General features: G+C 71.3%; 16 protein-coding genes. 8 read left to right on the top strand and 8 right to left on the bottom strand.

The window, feature by feature from the left end:
* On the bottom strand, positions 1-338 hold a 338-nt coding region (locus ACFE64_RS12410; RefSeq protein WP_375392774.1), incomplete at its 3' end, for a DUF1698 domain-containing protein.
* 44 nt (positions 339-382) lie between these two features.
* A complete protein-coding gene (locus ACFE64_RS12405; RefSeq protein ID WP_375392773.1) occupies positions 383-982 on the bottom strand; it encodes a histidine phosphatase family protein in 600 nt (199 codons plus the stop codon).
* Between the two features lie 179 nt (positions 983-1,161).
* On the opposite strand from ACFE64_RS12405, the gene ACFE64_RS12400 reads away from it, so the two are divergent.
* From ACFE64_RS12400 to ACFE64_RS12375, 6 genes are all read left to right on the top strand, one after another.
* Positions 1,162-2,277, top strand: coding sequence for an NAD-dependent epimerase/dehydratase family protein (locus tag ACFE64_RS12400; RefSeq protein WP_375392772.1), 1,116 nt, complete (start codon positions 1,162-1,164; stop codon positions 2,275-2,277).
* A 148-nt stretch (positions 2,278-2,425) separates the two neighbouring features.
* On the top strand, positions 2,426-3,502 hold the full coding sequence (locus tag ACFE64_RS12395) for an SDR family NAD(P)-dependent oxidoreductase (protein WP_375392771.1): 1,077 nt from the start codon (positions 2,426-2,428) through the stop codon (positions 3,500-3,502).
* Between the two features lie 281 nt (positions 3,503-3,783).
* A complete protein-coding gene (locus ACFE64_RS12390; RefSeq protein ID WP_375392770.1) occupies positions 3,784-4,701 on the top strand; it encodes a glycosyltransferase family 4 protein in 918 nt (305 codons plus the stop codon).
* The gene (locus ACFE64_RS12385; protein WP_375392769.1) at positions 4,698-5,807 is read left to right on the top strand and encodes a glycosyltransferase; all 1,110 of its coding nucleotides are present in this window, start codon (positions 4,698-4,700) and stop codon (positions 5,805-5,807) included. Before ACFE64_RS12390 ends, ACFE64_RS12385 begins: the two co-directional genes overlap by 4 nt.
* Positions 5,804-6,892, top strand: coding sequence for a glycosyltransferase (locus ACFE64_RS12380; RefSeq protein WP_375392768.1), 1,089 nt, complete (start codon positions 5,804-5,806; stop codon positions 6,890-6,892). The genes ACFE64_RS12385 and ACFE64_RS12380 overlap by 4 nt, the downstream gene beginning before the upstream one ends.
* On the top strand, positions 6,889-7,965 hold the full coding sequence (locus ACFE64_RS12375; protein WP_375392767.1) for a glycosyltransferase: 1,077 nt from the start codon (positions 6,889-6,891) through the stop codon (positions 7,963-7,965). Before ACFE64_RS12380 ends, ACFE64_RS12375 begins: the two co-directional genes overlap by 4 nt.
* A gap of 128 nt (positions 7,966-8,093) precedes the next feature.
* Here the strand turns inward: ACFE64_RS12375 and ACFE64_RS12370 are convergent, their stop codons facing one another.
* The 6 genes from ACFE64_RS12370 to ACFE64_RS12345 form a co-directional block, all read right to left on the bottom strand.
* On the bottom strand, positions 8,094-8,834 hold the full coding sequence (locus tag ACFE64_RS12370) for a 3'(2'),5'-bisphosphate nucleotidase CysQ (protein WP_375392766.1): 741 nt from the start codon (positions 8,832-8,834) through the stop codon (positions 8,094-8,096).
* Between the two features lie 45 nt (positions 8,835-8,879).
* Positions 8,880-9,095, bottom strand: coding sequence for a hypothetical protein (locus ACFE64_RS12365; RefSeq protein ID WP_375392765.1), 216 nt, complete (start codon positions 9,093-9,095; stop codon positions 8,880-8,882).
* A gap of 65 nt (positions 9,096-9,160) precedes the next feature.
* Positions 9,161-10,417, bottom strand: coding sequence for an N-succinylarginine dihydrolase (locus tag ACFE64_RS12360; RefSeq protein ID WP_375392764.1), 1,257 nt, complete (start codon positions 10,415-10,417; stop codon positions 9,161-9,163).
* Positions 10,414-11,430: an arginine N-succinyltransferase gene (locus tag ACFE64_RS12355; RefSeq protein WP_375392763.1), complete on the bottom strand. Its 1,017-nt coding sequence runs from the start codon at positions 11,428-11,430 to the stop codon at positions 10,414-10,416. The genes ACFE64_RS12360 and ACFE64_RS12355 overlap by 4 nt, the downstream gene beginning before the upstream one ends.
* Positions 11,427-11,894: an RNA pyrophosphohydrolase gene (locus ACFE64_RS12350; protein WP_375392762.1), complete on the bottom strand. Its 468-nt coding sequence runs from the start codon at positions 11,892-11,894 to the stop codon at positions 11,427-11,429. Before ACFE64_RS12350 ends, ACFE64_RS12355 begins: the two co-directional genes overlap by 4 nt.
* Positions 11,895-12,048: 154 nt before the next feature.
* Positions 12,049-13,053 carry an alpha/beta hydrolase gene (locus ACFE64_RS12345; RefSeq protein WP_375392775.1) on the bottom strand — a complete coding sequence of 335 codons (1,005 nt, stop codon included), beginning with the start codon at positions 13,051-13,053 and terminating at the stop codon, positions 12,049-12,051.
* A gap of 59 nt (positions 13,054-13,112) precedes the next feature.
* Here ACFE64_RS12345 and ACFE64_RS12340 point away from each other — a divergent pair, with 59 nt between their 5' ends.
* Together ACFE64_RS12340 and ACFE64_RS12335 are read left to right on the top strand one after the other, a co-directional pair.
* Positions 13,113-14,015, top strand: a complete 903-nt coding sequence (locus ACFE64_RS12340) for a histone deacetylase (RefSeq protein ID WP_375392761.1) — start codon at positions 13,113-13,115, stop codon at positions 14,013-14,015.
* Between the two features lie 85 nt (positions 14,016-14,100).
* Positions 14,101-15,267, top strand: a 1,167-nt coding sequence (locus ACFE64_RS12335; RefSeq protein ID WP_375392760.1) for a 2-oxoacid:acceptor oxidoreductase family protein, incomplete at its 3' end; no start/stop codon positions are given.

Raw genomic sequence — 15,267 nt, 5'->3', positions numbered from 1 at the left:
ACCGACAGCCGGCGGAACTCGATCTGCGGGAAGCCGAGCGTGTCGGCCACCAGCCGCGCCTGGGCGAGGTAGCGTTCGTCCTCGTCGATGCCGACCACCCGCGCCGCGCCGCGCCGCGCCATCTCCACCGAGTAGAAGCCGGCGTTGCAGCCGATGTCGAGCACCGATTTGCCGCTGAGATCCGTCGGCAGCGCATCGGCGAAGCGAGCATATTTGAAGCGCGGGTAATCGCCCAGGAAATGGTCCGGCGCGGTGACGACGCCCTCGCCCAGATCGATGTTGTGGAACCAGGGCGCGAGCGCCGTCACCTTCTCCCGCAAAGTCGCGGCGTCCGCCATCATGTCTCCCTTCGCCCTGCCGCCCCGCGCCGGCGCCCCTTCGCCTACCCGGCGGTCACATTCAAGTTTAGCAGCCGCGCTCCCCAATCGCCCATCACCACGGTCGACACCGACGCGGGGTCGACGTCGAAGGAGCAGAGATGGTCGAGCGGAAGTCCGAGCACCTGCGCCACCGCGCCGCGCACCATGTCGGAGTGGGTGACGACGGCGATGGTCTGATCGGGGAACGCCGCCGCCGTCGCGCGCAGCCAGCCGGTGATCCGCGCCGCCGCCTCCGCCATGCTCTCGCCGCCGGGCGCGCATGCGGTGCCACGCTGCTCGTTCCATACCCGCCAGCGCGGGTCGTCATGAAGGGCGTCGAGCGCCTCGCCGGTCCACTCGCCAAGATCGAGCTCGGTCAGCGCCTCGACCGGCTCGGGCGGAGCGAGGCCGCAGCCCTGCGCGATCGCCGCCGCCGTGGCCATCGTGCGCTCGAGCGGGCTGGCGACCACGCGCGTGATCCCTGCCGCGGCCAACCGCCGGCCCAGCGCCGCCGCCTGCGCCACACCGGCGGGGCTCAGCGCCACCCCCGGCCGCCGGCCGGACAGTCTGATGTCGAAATCCGCGTGCATGGCGTGGCGGATCAGGAGAAAGGTCGCCGTCACGCCGTCATCACCTCGATTCCGCACGGCAGCCCAAACCACTTGACTCCGGCGCGCGTTCCGGCTCCGTGACGAACAAAGAAGAAGATGCTTCGTTACGCCGTTCGTGACGGGTTCATAAGGGGGCAAGCCGCACGGATGCAATCAACCTGGATCAATACCGTCGCGGACCGTTTCCTCGGATGAGCGAAACCGTCCTCGTCACCGGCGGCGCGGGGTTCATCGGCCGCTTCGTCACGGAAGAACTGCTGCGCCGCGGCCATCGCGTGCGCGTGCTCGACAGCCTGATCGATCAGGTCCACGGCCAGGTCGACGGCTCCGCGCTGCTCGACGCCGACGCCGAGCTGGTCCGCGCCGACGTGCGCGATGCGGCCGCGGTTGCCTGCGCGCTGCAGGGCGTCGACAGCGTCATCCACCTCGCCGCGGAGGTCGGCGTCGGTCAGTCGATGTACGAGGTGGAACGCTACACCTCGACCAACGACGTCGGCACCGCCGTGCTGTTCGAGCAGCTCATCACGCGTCCCGTCCGCCGCGTCGTCACCGCCTCCTCGATGTCGATCTACGGCGAGGGCCTGTATCGCGACATGGACGGCCATACCGTCGAGGACGCCGACCGGCCCAATCTGCGCGACGGCCTGTCGCAATGGGAGCCGACCGACGGGGCCGGACGCCCGCTCGCACCGCTGCCGACGCCCGAATGGAAGCGGCCGGCGCTCTCGTCCATCTACGCGCTCAACAAATACGTGCAGGAGCGAACGACGCACATCATGGCCGCGCCGTACGGGATGGAGAGCGTGTGCCTGCGCCTGTTCAACGTCTACGGGCCCGGCCAGGCGCTCTCGAATCCCTACACCGGCGTGCTGGCGATCTTCGCTTCGCGGCTGCTGAACGGGGAGGCGCCGATGATCTTCGAGGACGGCGAGCAGCGCCGCGATTTCATCCATGTGACGGATGTCGCGCGCGCGTTTGCCGATGCGCTGGTCAAGCCCGAGGCGGCGGGGCAGACGTTCAACATCGGCTCGGGGCAGCATCGGTCCGTGCGCGACGTCGCGGTCGCGCTCGCCGGGGCCATGGGCAAGAACCGGATCGAGCCCGAGATCGTCGGCAAGGCGCGGATCGGCGATATCCGGCACTGCTTCTGCGACACGGCGCTCGCGCGCGATCATCTGAGCTTCGAGGCGCGGCAGGATTTCGGCGACGGGCTGGCGCAGCTCGCCGGCTGGGTGGCCGAGCAGACCGCAACCGACAACGTCGCCAGGATGCGCGCGGAGCTGGAGCAGCGGGGGTTGGTGGCGTGAGGGGCCGGCCGGAAATCCTCCCCGGGACGGGGAGGGGGACCATCGCGTCAGCGATGGTGGAGGGGGCTGAGTCACCAGCGAGCCGCTCTGATCCGAACCCCGTCCACCGGCTGCGCCGGTCCCCCTCCCCGCAAGCGGGGAGGATCTGATGGCCCCGATCCTCATCACCGGCGGGGCGGGATTCATCGGCTCCAACCTCGCCGACCGCCTCGCCCGCGACGGGCACCGCGTCCGCATCCTCGACGCGCTTTCCCGCGCCGGCACCGAACGCAACCTCGCCTGGCTCCAGCACAACCATGGCGAACGGATCGAGTTCGTGCGCGCCGACATCCGCGATCATGCCGCGGTCGCACACGCGGCGGCCGACGCGCAGGCCGTCTTCCATTTCGCCGCCCAGGTCGCCGTCACCACCAGTCTGGACGATCCAGCCGAGGATTTCGCGATCAACATCGGCGGTACCTTCGCGCTGCTGGAGGCGCTGCGCCGGCGCGGCGGGCAGGTTCCGCTGATCTTCGCGTCGACCAACAAGGTCTATGGCGATCTCGCCGACCTCAGCTTCACGCTCAGCGACGACGCCTATGTCCCCGACGACCCGGCGGTCCGCGAGCACGGCGTCGCCGAGACGCGCCCGCTCGACTTCCATACGCCCTATGGCGTCTCCAAGGGCGCGGCCGACCAATATGTCCTCGATTACGCCCGCAGCTTCGGCATGCCGACCTGCGTGCTGCGCATGTCGTGCATCTACGGCCGGCGCCAGATGGGGACGGAGGACCAAGGCTGGGTCGCGCATTTCCTGATCCGCGCGCTGGAGCGCCGGCCGATCACGCTCTACGGCGACGGCTGTCAGGTGCGCGATATCCTTGACGTGGCGAACGCAGTCGACGCCTATGTGCAGGCGTGGCGGCGGATCGATCGGGTGAAGGGCAGGGCGTTCAATCTCGGCGGCGGCCCGGCCAATGCCGTGTCGCTGCGGCGGCTGCTCGACCATATCGGCGAGCTGGTCGGCCATCCTGTCGACGTCGAATGGTCGAATTGGCGCGCCGGCGACCAGCGCTATTTCGTCGCCGACACGCGCGCGGCGGAAGCGGCGTTGGGATTGCAGCCGAAGGTCGACTGGCGGACCGGCGTCGCCGAGCTGGCGCGCTGGCTGGCGGCGGAACGTCGCCTCAACCTGCCGATCGCGCCAGAGATCGTCGCCTCGTCCCGGCGCATGGCCGCCTCGTGAAGCTGTTGATGACCTGCGACGCCGTCGGCGGTGTCTGGCAGTACGCGACCGATCTCGCCACCGCACTGGCGGGGGAACAGGTCGAGGTTGTGCTGGCAGTGCTGGGACCCTTCGCGGAGCACCCTCCCCTCGACGGCCTTTCCACCGATGCTGCGCATCGGCGGAACCTTGGGCCGTCTCGCCCTTCCGGCGCTGGCGCGCCTCCCTCCCTCTCCCGGTGGGAGAGGGAACAGCTCGCCGCAGGCGAGCGAAAGGGTGAGGGTGCGGCGCATATGTCGCTGGTGAAGACCGATCTCCCTCTCGACTGGCTCGCCGCCGGCCCCGACGAGGTGCTCGCCGCCGGTCGCGCCATCGCGTCTCTCGCGGTCGAGTACCGGGCCGACATCGTCCAGCTCAATTCCCCCGCGCTCGCCGCGGCCGGAGGGTTTCCCGCGCCGGTCGTGGCGGTCGCGCACGGTTGCGTCGGCACCTGGTGGGCGGCGGCACACGGGACCGCACCGGACGCAGCCTATGCCTGGCACGGGGAGCTGATGCGCGCGGGCCTGCTCGCCGCGGACGCCGTCGTCGCCCCCAGCGCCGCCCACGCCGCGAATGTGCAGCGCCATTACGGGCTGCCGATGCCGCCGCTCGCGATCCACAACGGCCGCACCCCGCTGCCGCTGCCGGCACGCGAGACCGCCGATCACGTCCTGACCGCCGGCCGGCTCTGGGACCGCGTCAAGGCGACCGACCTGCTCGACCAGGTCGCCGCGCGCCTCCCCGTGCCGTTGCGCGCCGCCGGTCCGATCACGGCTCCGCACGGCGAGAAGGTCGCGCCGGCGCACCTGCGACTGCTCGGGGTGCTCGCCGACGCCGAACTCGCCGCCGAATACGCCACGCGGCCGATCTTCGTCTCGGCCGCCCGCTTCGAGCCGTTCGGCCTCGCGGTGCTGGAGGCGGCGCAGGCGGGCTGCCCGCTGGTGCTGTCCGGCATCGACACCTTCCGCGAGCTGTGGACCGGCGCGGCGCTGTTCGTGCCCGAAGAAACGCCCGACGCCTATGCCGCCGCGATCGCGCGCGTCCGCACCGAGCCGGACCTCCGCACCCATTTGTCGGAAGCTGCCCGCGCCCGCGCCGCACGCTACACGCCGCGGGCGACCGCCGCGGCAATGCTGGCGCTCTACCGCGGGCTGGTCTCGCCGGAGCGCGCCGCGGCGTGAACATTGTCTATTTCACCCACTCGCTGCGCTCGTGCTGGAACCACGGCAACGCCCATTTCCTGCGCGGCGTGCTGCGCGAGCTGCAGGCCAAGGGCCACCAGGTCCGCGCGCTGGAGCCGGCCGTCAACTGGAGCCTCGACAACCTGCTCGCCGATGCCGGCGAGGCAGGGCTGGCCGCGTTCGCCGCCTCCTATCCGGATCTCCAACCCGAAACCTTTGCCCCCGACACCGACCCGGCCGAGCTGGTCGCCGATGCCGATCTGGTGATCGTCCACGAGTGGAACGAGCCGCTGCTGGTCGCGGCGATCGGCGAGCTGCGGCGCGCGGGTGGGCGCTTCCGCCTGCTGTTTCACGACACGCATCACCGCGCCGTCAGCGCGCCGGCCGAGATGCAGGCGTTCGACCTGTCGGGCTATGACGGCGTGCTCGCCTTCGGCGAGACGCTGGCCGAAGTTTATCGCGCTTGGGGCTGGGCGGGGCGCGTCTGGACGTGGCACGAGGCGGCGGACACGCGCCTGTTCCGCCCGCCTGCCGTGGAGCAGGCGCGCGAAGGGGTCGTCTGGATCGGCAATTGGGGCGATGGCGAGCGCACGGGCGAACTCGAGCAATTCCTGTTCCAGCCGGCGCAGGCGGTCGGCATACCGCTCGACATCTACGGCGTCCGTTATCCCGAGGAGGCGCGCGCGGCGCTCGCCCGCTACGGCGCGCGCTATCATGGCTGGGCACCCAATGCCCGCGCCCCGGCCATCTTCGCGCGCCATCTCGCCACCGTTCACGTGCCGCGGCGCTATTACGCGACGATCCTGCCCGGCATCCCGACCATTCGCGTGTTCGAGGCGCTCGCCTGCGGCATCCCGCTGGTGTCCGCGCCCTGGGCGGATAGCGAGCAGTTGTTCCGTCCCGGTCAGGACTTCCTGATCGCGCGGAACGGCGAGCAGGTCGCGGCGCACCTCGCGGCGCTGCGCGACGATCCGGCGATGCGATCCGCGCTGGTCGCCGCCGGTCTCGAGACGATCCGCGCCCGCCATACCTGCGCCCACCGCGCCGACGAGCTGCTGGCGATCGCCGCCGGCCTCGCCGCCCAGCCGACAAGGACCGCCGCGTGAAACTCGCCTTTTACGGCTCCAGCCTGCTGTCCTCCTACTGGAACGGCGCGGCGACCTATTATCGCGGCATCCTGCGCGCGCTCGCCGGGCACGGCTACGACATCACTTTCTACGAGCCCGACGCGTTCGACCGGCAGCAGCACCGCGACATCGATCCTCCGCCCTATGCCAAGGTCGTGGTGTATCCCGCGACGGGGGAGGGTCTGCGCGGCGTGCTGGCGGAGGCGCCCAGGGCCGACATCGTCGTCAAGGCGAGCGGCGTCGGGGTGTTCGACGCGGAGCTGCTCGACGGCGTGCAGCGCCACGCCCGGCCGGACGCGCTCAAGCTGTTCTGGGACGTGGATGCCGCCGCGACGCTGGACGAGATGCGCGGCGACCCCTCGCATCCGGTGCTGCGCGCACTCCCGGCGCTCGACATGGTGCTCACCTATGGCGGCGGCCCGCCGGTGGTGGACGCCTATACCGGCTTCGGCGCAGTCGCCTGCGTCCCCGTCTACAACGCGCTCGATCCCGACACCCACCATCCGGTGCCGCCGGACGAGCGGTTCGCCTGCGACCTGGCGTTCCTCGGCAATCGGCTGCCGGACCGCGAGGCGCGGGTGGAGGAGTTCTTCCTGCGCGCCGCCGAGGCACTGCCGGCGCGCCGGTTCCTGATTGGCGGCAACGGCTGGGAGAGCAAGGCGATGCCCGCCAATGTCCGCCACCGCGGTCATGTCTACACCGCCGAGCACAACGCCTTCAATTGCACGCCCGCCGCCGTGCTCAACGTCGCGCGCGATTCGATGGCGCATATCGGCTTCTCGCCGGCCACGCGGGTGTTCGAGGCGGCGGGCGCGGCGGCCTGCCTCATCACTGACGCGTGGGAGGGGATCGAGCAGTTCCTGGCGCCCGACCGCGAGGTGCTGGTCGCGCGCGACGGGCAGGACGTCGCGGACCATTTGGCCGCGCTCACCCCCGCGCGCGCCCGCGCCATCGGCCGGGCCGCGCTCGCCCGCGTGCTCGCCGAGCACACCTATGCGTTGCGCGGCGTGCAGGTGGATGCGCTGCTGCGGGAGCGTCTCGGGCGGGTCCGGAAGGCGGCATGAGGCTGGTCGTCCTCGGGCTGTCGCTGTCGTCCTCCTGGGGCAACGGCCATGCCACCACCTGGCGCGCATTGCTCAAGGCCTTTCACGCGCGCGGCCATGACGTGCTGTTCCTGGAGCGCGACGTGCCCTGGTATGCGGGCAATCGCGACCTGACCGATCCAGACTGGTGCCGGATCGCCTTTTACCGCGACCTTGCCGAGCTGAAGCACTGGACCGGCGAGATCGAGCGCGCCGATGCGGTGATCGTAGGCTCGTATGTGCCGGACGGGGTCGCGGTCGGCGCCTGGGTGCAGCGCACGGCGACCGGCGTCACGGCCTTTTACGACATCGACACGCCGGTCACGCTGGCGAAGCTGGCGCGCGGCGACCACGAATATCTCTCGCCCGAGCTGGTGCCGGCCTATGATGTCTATCTTTCCTTCACCGGCGGCCCGACGCTGCGCCATCTCGAGGAGCAGCACGGTGCGCCCGCCGCCCGCGCGCTCTATTGCTCCGTCGACCCGGCCGACTATCGCCCGACGACGACGGCCAGGCGCTGGGACCTCTCCTATCTCGGCACCTATAGCGACGATCGCCAGCCGGCGCTGGAGCGCCTGCTGATCGCGCCGGCGCGCCGCACGCCGGACAAGCGGTTCGTCGTCGCCGGCCCGCAATATCCGGCGACGATCGATTGGCCCGCCAACGTCGAGCGGATCGAGCACCTGCCACCGAGCGATCACGCCGCCTTCTATTCCGCCTCACGCTGGACGCTGAACGTCACACGCGCCGACATGATCGCGCGCGGCTGGTCGCCCTCGGTGCGGCTGTTCGAGGCGGCGGCGTGCGCGACGCCGATCGTCTCGGATCGCTGGGACGGGCTCGACCGGCTGTTCGCGCCGGACCGCGAGATCGTGCTGGCCGACACCACCGATCAGGTGCTCGCCGCGCTCAACCGGGCCGACGCGCCCGGGATCGGCCGCGCCGGGCAGGCCCGCGTGCTCGCCGAGCACACCGCCGCCCACCGCGCCGCCGAGCTGGAAGGCTATCTGCGCGAGGCGGCAACAGGTCGCCACGCGTTGCGCGGCGCGGCTTAGACCGCTCCGTCATCCCCGCGCAGGCGGGGATCCATTATCGCCATATCGAGCATGGCAGCCTTACGCACCGAATGCGGATTCCCGCCTAGGCGGGAATGACGGGGCTTCCGGTCGCGCCGGCGCCAGCGTCAAGCCGCTGTAATCGCCGCCAGCACCGCGCCGGCGAGCTCCTTGCGGCAGATCAGCAGGTCCGGCAGCAGCGGGTCCTCGCCGTTATAGGCGAGCGGCGTGCCGTCGATGCGCGACGCGTGCAGCCCTGCTGCGAGCGCGACCGCCGCGGGCGCGCAATTGTCCCACTGATATTGGCCGCCGGCATGGAGGTAGATCTCGGCGCGGCCGTCCACCACCGCCATCGCCTTCGCACCCGCGGAGCCCATGCCGACCAGCTCCGCGCCCAGCGCCGCGCCGACCCGCGTCACCACCTCGGCGCTGCGCGTCCGGCTCACGACCATGCGCGGGCGTGCGGGGAGCGGCGGTCGCGGAAGCGGCGGATCGTCGCTTGCGTGGAGGCGCCCCAGCACCGGCAGCCCGACGACGCCGGCGGCCGGGAACCCGTCCACGGCGAGCCCGATATGCACCGCCCAGTCGTCGCGCCCCTCGGCATAGTCGCGCGTGCCGTCGAGCGGATCGATCACCCACACCCGGCTGGCGGCGCACCGCGCCCGGTCGTCATGCGACTCTTCGGAAAGAATGCAGTCATCGGGCCGCGCTGCCCGCAACCGGGCGAGGATCAGGTCGTCCGCCGCGCGATCGCCCCGCGCTCCCAACGCCGTGCCGGTCAGTCCGCTATCGGCGCGCAGCCGCAGCAGCAGCGCGCCCGTCTCCGCCGCGATGCCGCGCGCCAGCTCGATATCGTCGCCCAAGTCCATCCGCGCAATCATCCGCCACGCGATCGCCCGTGTCCATTGCGCCGATCAGCCTCGCTCAGCCTCCAGCGAATGGAGAATGCGGCCGCCCGCCATGAACACCGCCACCGGGCACAGCGCGAACAGCATCTTGCCCTCGGCACCCGGATAGACCTGGAGATAGTGCACGCCCCGCTCGGCCGCGCCGAGGCCGAGCCCGTAGATGACGAGGAACGCCTCGAACTTGGTCTTGATCGTGAACAGGCGGGTGATGCGGGGCCACATGCCTCGTGCACAGCAAGTTCCGGGCCAGCGGCGGATTACGGCGATTTCGCCCCGGCCGGACATGGTTAGCTGTCAATTAATTCGACAAGCGCCAGCTCCTCCAGCAACGCCTGGCGGGCCTGCGCCGCCGCCGGCCACGCGCCCAGGGTGGCGTGATCGTCCGGCCCGACGCGCTCGGGCCAGTGCTTGGCGACGACGGCGGCGATGCGGTCCAGCTTGCCCGCGTCGACCAGGAAGCGCGGGTCCACCGTGGCGGGATCACATACGACGCGCAGCCGCAGGCAGGCGGGGCCGCCGCCGTTGGCCATCGACTGGCGGACGTCGACCGGCACGATCTCGCGGATCGGCCCGTTACCCGCGACCAGCGCCTCCAGCCACGCCCACGCGCGCCCGACCCCTCGCGCCTCATCGGGCAGCACCAGCGCCATGCCGCCGGCCGGCCGCGTCACGAGCTGCGCGTTGAAGAGATAGCTCGCCACCGCCTCGGCAAGGCTGACTGCCGCCGCCGGCACCTCGATGATCTGCACCGACGGCAGCCGTTCGCGCAGCCCGGCGTAGAACGCCTCCTTGTCTGCGAATGCCTGTTCGTGCGCGAGCAGCACGCCCTCGTTCGCGACCGCCACAACGTCGTTGTGGAAGGCTCCCGCCGCGATCGCCGCGGGCGATTGCCGCACGAACAGCGTGCGCGCCGGATCGAGGCCGTGCCGCCGCGCGATCGCCTCGGATGCGCTGCGATGCTGGCGCGCGGGGAAGGGGCCGGCACTTTCGCCGAACACGAACACCTCCACGCCGGGTCTATCGTGTGCCGGGCACAGCCGCATGTGGTTCGCCGCGCCCTCGTCCCCGAACGGCGGCGGCACGGGCCCGTGCACCACGAAGGCCGGATCGCCGAAAGCGAGCTGCAGCTGCCGCAGCGTCGCGGGCCATTCGTGGCTCCGGTGCGGCATGGTCACGAGATTGGCGACGGATAGTTGACAGCGCCCGTCCGCCGTGTCCGGCGCGGGCGAGACGGTCGCCGCGTTCGCCGCCCACATCGCCGAGGCGGAGGCCGCCTGCGCCCACAGCGTCGGCGTGGCACCGGCCGGGGTCGTTCCGAGCGCCGCGAGCCAGCGTGCATCCGGGCGGGGATGGGGCAGGAGCACACCCTGCACCAGCCCCAGCCGCAGGTTGACCCGCATCTTCGCGATGCCCTCCATCGCCGCCGCGCGCGGGAAGCTCTCCCGCCCCGCGTTGCGGGTTGCGGCCAGATTGCCCAGGCTCAGCCCCGCATAATTATGGGTCGGGCCGACGATCCCGTCGAAGTTGATCTCGACGAGGGTCACAGCCTGGGAACGTGCCGCACCGTGTCGCCCGGCACGACGCCGATCGCGCGCGCCGCCCCCGTGGCCAGCACGATCCCGCCCGGCACTTCCTCGACCTCGGCGAACGCGGCCCGGAACCCGGCGAGCCGTCCTGCCGTGACCAGCGACTCGACACCGGCCTCGCCATCCAGAGCCACGACCGAGCTCTCGCGCGCGTTGGCGATCGACCGGACCTGATCGGTCCGCGCCGTCATGGTCGGGCCGCCGTCGAAGATGTCGACATAGCGGTCGTGGTGGAAGCCCTCGCCCTCCAGCATCCGCATCGCCGCCCGGCCGCTAGGGTGCGGCAGGCCGATGGCCGCGCGGGCAGTCTCGGACAGCATGGCGGTATAGATCGGATGCTTGGGCATCAGATCGGCGATGAACTGATGGCCGTTGATGGCGTTGAACTGGTCCGCCTCCTGGAAGTTCATGCCGAAGAACCGGCCCGCCAGGCCGTCCCAGAAGGGCGAGCCCCCCGCCTCGTCGATGATCCCGCGCAGCTCGGCCAGGATGCGATCGGCAAAGCGCGCCCGGTGCGCGGCGATGAACAGGTAGCGCGCGCGCGCCAGCAGCAGCCCGAGCCCGCCCGCGCGCTCGTTGGGATGGAGGAAGAGGCCGCCGACCTCGCTCGCACCCTCCAGGTCGGTGGTGAGCGACAGCATGTCGGCGCGGAAGGTGCGGCCGAGCTCGGCGGAGTGCTGCGTCAGCGTGCCGATGCGATAGCTGTAAAAGGGCTGCTGGCCGCCCACCTCGGTGAACAGCTGACACGTCCCGCGCACCTCGCCGGTGGCGCTGTTCTCGAGCACCAGCACGAACAGCTCGTCGGCGCGATGCTCGGCGTCGCGCGCGAACGCGGCCCGGCTGCGGTCCAGCTTTGCCTTCAAGGCGCGCCGGTCCGGCGGCAGGTTGGTGAAGCCGCCACCGGTCAGCTTCGCCATCTCGTAGAGCGGCTTCAGGTCCCGGTCGGTCGCGGGCCGGACGACGAACGTCATAGCTGCGCGGCGAAGATCGCCAGCAGGTCGCGGTAGAGCTGCTGCTTGAACGGCACAGCGAGCGCCGGCAGATCGGCGGGGTCGATCCAGCGCCAGGCACGGAACTCGGGATGCTCGGTGACGAGGTTCACGTCGCCGTCGTCGCCCAGGAAGCGGAACAGGAACCAGCGCTGGCGCTGACCGCGATATCGGCCCTTCCACACCTTGCCGACCAGCTCGGGCGGCAGATCATAAAACAGCTCGTCTTCGGCCTTGGCAAGCAGCTCGACCTTCTCCGCCGCGATCCCCGTTTCCTCGCCCAGCTCGCGCAACGCCGCCGCCAACGCGTCCTCGCCGGGGTCGATGCCCCCCTGCGGCAGCTGCCACGCCTCCAGCACCGTGTCGATCCGCTGGCCCACGAACACGCGGCCGTCGCGGTCCAGCAGCATGATGCCGGCGGCGGGGCGATAGGGGAGGGTCAACACTATTCTCCTCCACCGCGATAGCGGGGGAGGGGAACCGCTCGGCGCAGCCGAGTGGTGGAGAGGGGACGCGCCATATCCAGGGCATCGCGAGCCCCCTCCGTCACGCAGGCTGACGCCCGCGCGCCACCTCCCCCGCTATCGCGGTGGAGGAGCATCAGCCCGCCGCCTGCGCCATCACTCGCCGCGCTTCGGCCTCGACCACCGCCTGCTTCACCGCTGCGAGGTATCCCGCCACGTCGCCCGCGCTCGACGGAATCGCCTGGCGCAGCGTGATGAAGCCGTGGACGTTGCCCACCGCCTCGCGGAAGATCACCGGCACGCCCGCCGCCGCCAGCGCGCCGACATAGGCGCGGCCCTGATCGCGGATCGGATCCAAGCTGGCGGTGACGACCACCGCGGGCGGCAGGCCGGCCAGATCGCCGCGCAGCGGCGAGCCCCGGGCATGCGACAGGTCGGCGCCATAGCAGTCGGCGAACCAGTCCATCGACGCGCGCGTCAGCAGATGTCCTTCGGCGAACTGCCGGAACGACGGATGATCGGCGCCCAGATCGGCGGCGGGATAGATCGGCGCCTGCACCAGCACCGGCACCGCGGCCGGCCGGTTGCGCAGGTCCATCGCCGCGACGATGGTCAGCGTGCCACCCGCGGAGTCGCCCATCAGCACCAGGCCCGTGACGGCGCGTGCCAGCTCGGCCGGGCTCGCAGCCACCCAGCGCGCCGCCGCCTCGGCGTCGTCGGGCGCCGCAGGCCATTTCGCCTCGGGCGAGAGGCGATAGTCGACCGCGATCACCGGCAGGTCGAGCACGCGCGCCGCCTCCGCGGTGAAGCTCGCATGCGTGTCGAGGTCGCCGATCACGAAGCCGCCGCCGTGGAAGAACACCACCGCCGGCCCGGGCTGCCGCTCCGCACGCGCGTCGAACAGCCGCGCGGGGATGTCGCCCGCCGGCCCGGGGATGGTCAGGTCGCGGACGACCGCCAACTCGCCCACCGGCGGGTCGGCGACGTCCTTCATCGCGCGATACATCTCTCGCGCCGCCGGTGCGCCGAGCTCGTGCGTCTTGGGGCCGGGCAGGGCGTTCAGATAATCGAGGAACTGGCGCACGTCCGGCCGGACATAGGGTGCGGCCGCCGCGATCCGGGGCTGCGCCTCGGGGGACATGTCGTTCATCACCGGCTCCTCTCGTGGCGCGCGCGCGCCTCGCCGCCTACCTATGCGCGGTGATCCCGGTCGTCCACCACCCCGACTATGTCGCCCCCGCACCGGCCGGCTCCGCCTATCGGTGGGGCAAGAACGGCCTGATCCGCGACCTCCTCGCCGCGCAGGGCGACCGCATCGCCTGGCACGAGCCCGAGCCGATGCCGCAGGCGTGGCTGGAAGCGGTGCATGACCCCGATTACGTCGCCGAGGTACTCGCCGCCGCCGTGCCGCGCCCCAAGGAGCGTCGCATCGGCTTCCCGGTCACGCCCGAGGTCGCGCGCCGGGCACAGGTGGTGCCCGGCGGCACCTGGCTCGCCGCGCGGCTGGCGCTCGAGCATGGCTTTGCCGCGAACAGCGCCGGCGGCTCGCATCACGCGCTGGCGGACACCGGCGCGGGCTTCTGCGTGTTCAACGACCTCGCCATCGCCGCGCACCGGCTGATCGACGAGAGGACGGTCGACCGGCTGATGATCGTCGATGTCGACGTCCATCAGGGCGACGGCACCGCGGCGCTCCTCGCCGGCCGGCCGGAGATCGCGACCTATTCCATCCATGCCGAGAAGAACTTCCCGGCCCGCAAGGCGCGCTCGACGCTCGACGTGCCGCTGGACGACGGGGTGGGTGACGAGGCCTACCTCGCCACGCTGGAACGGACACTCGCACCGCTGCTCGACCGGTTCCGCCCCGAGCTGGTCCTCTATCAGGCGGGCGTCGACCCCTACGCCGGCGATCGCCTCGGCCGGCTGGCACTCACGCGCGAGGGCCTGATCCGCCGCGACCGTCTGGTGGCTACGCTCATGCGGCGGCGCGGCCTCCCGCTGGCGAGCACCGTCGGGGGCGGCTACGGCGCCGACGTGCTGGAGATCGCGCAGCGCCACGCCGCGGCGATCCTCGCGCTGGGTAAGGCGTTCGGGCTCGGCTGAAGCGGGCCTTGCCCGGCTGGGCGTCATTCTACTTGGCCCCGCCGCCCCGACGGGCTTAGAGGGCGGGCAAGCAAAAGGACCGATCATGGCGACCGCCATCCACGAAGTGACGCCTGCCGAGGCGTCCGCCCATCCAACGGCCGAGTCGATCGTCGTGCGTTTCGCGGGCGACTCAGGCGACGGCATGCAGCTGACGGGCGGCCAGTTCACGCTGTCGACCGCGCTCGCCGGCAACGACCTCGCGACCTTCCCCGATTTTCCGGCCGAGATCCGGGCGCCGCAGGGCACGCTGTTCGGCGTCTCGGCGTTCCAGATCAACTTCGGCTCGATCGCGATCGAGACGGCGGGCGATCAGCCGGATGTGCTCGTCGCGATGAACCCCGCCGCGCTCAAGACCAATCTCGATGCGCTCAAGCCCGGCGGTCTCGTCATCGCCGACGAAGGCGAGTTCTCCGAACGCAACCTCGCCAAGGCCAAATACGCCGCCAACCCGCTGACCGACGGCAGCCTCGCGAAATGGCAGCTGATGGCGCTCAACATCAGCCAGCTGACGCTCGACGCGGTGAAGCCCTACGGCCTCGGCAACAAGGAGGCGCTGCGCTGCAAGAACATGTGGACGCTGGGGCTGGCGCTCTGGATGTTCGATCGCGACCGCCAGCCGCTGATCGACTGGCTCAAGGCCAAGTTTGCCAAGGCGCCGACGCTCGCCGAGGCGAACATCGCCGCGCTCAACGCCGGTCACGCCTTCGGCGAGACGGCCGAGCTGTCCGGCCCGATGAAGCAGCACGCCATCGCCGCCGCGCCGGTCGAGGCGGGGCTGTACCGCACGGTCTCGGGCGCGGAGGCGATCAGCCTCGGCCTCGTCGCGGGCACGCAGCTTGCCGGCGTGCCGATGTTCTTCGGCGGCTATCCGATCACGCCGGCCTCGGCCATCCTCCACCAGCTGGCGCGGATGAAGGAATATGGCGTCACCACCTTCCAGGCGGAGGACGAGATCGCCGCGATCGCCTCGGCGCTGGGCGCGTCCTATGCCGGCCAGCTCGGCGTCACCTCCTCGTCAGGCCCAGGCATCGCGCTCAAGACCGAGGCGATCGGGCTGGCGATCATGACCGAGCTGCCGCTCGTCATCGTCAACTCGCAGCGCGGCGGCCCCTCGACCGGGCTGCCGACCAAGACCGAGCAGTCCGATCTCTACCAGGCGGTGTACGGCCGCAACGGCGACGCGCCGATGCCGGTGATCGCCGCGCGCTCG

Origin of the sequence: uncultured Sphingomonas sp., from assembly GCF_964250165.1 — a bacterium.
In the GTDB taxonomy this organism is placed as follows: domain Bacteria; phylum Pseudomonadota; class Alphaproteobacteria; order Sphingomonadales; family Sphingomonadaceae; genus Sphingomonas.
This window is presented reverse-complemented; position numbering and strand designations above follow the sequence as displayed.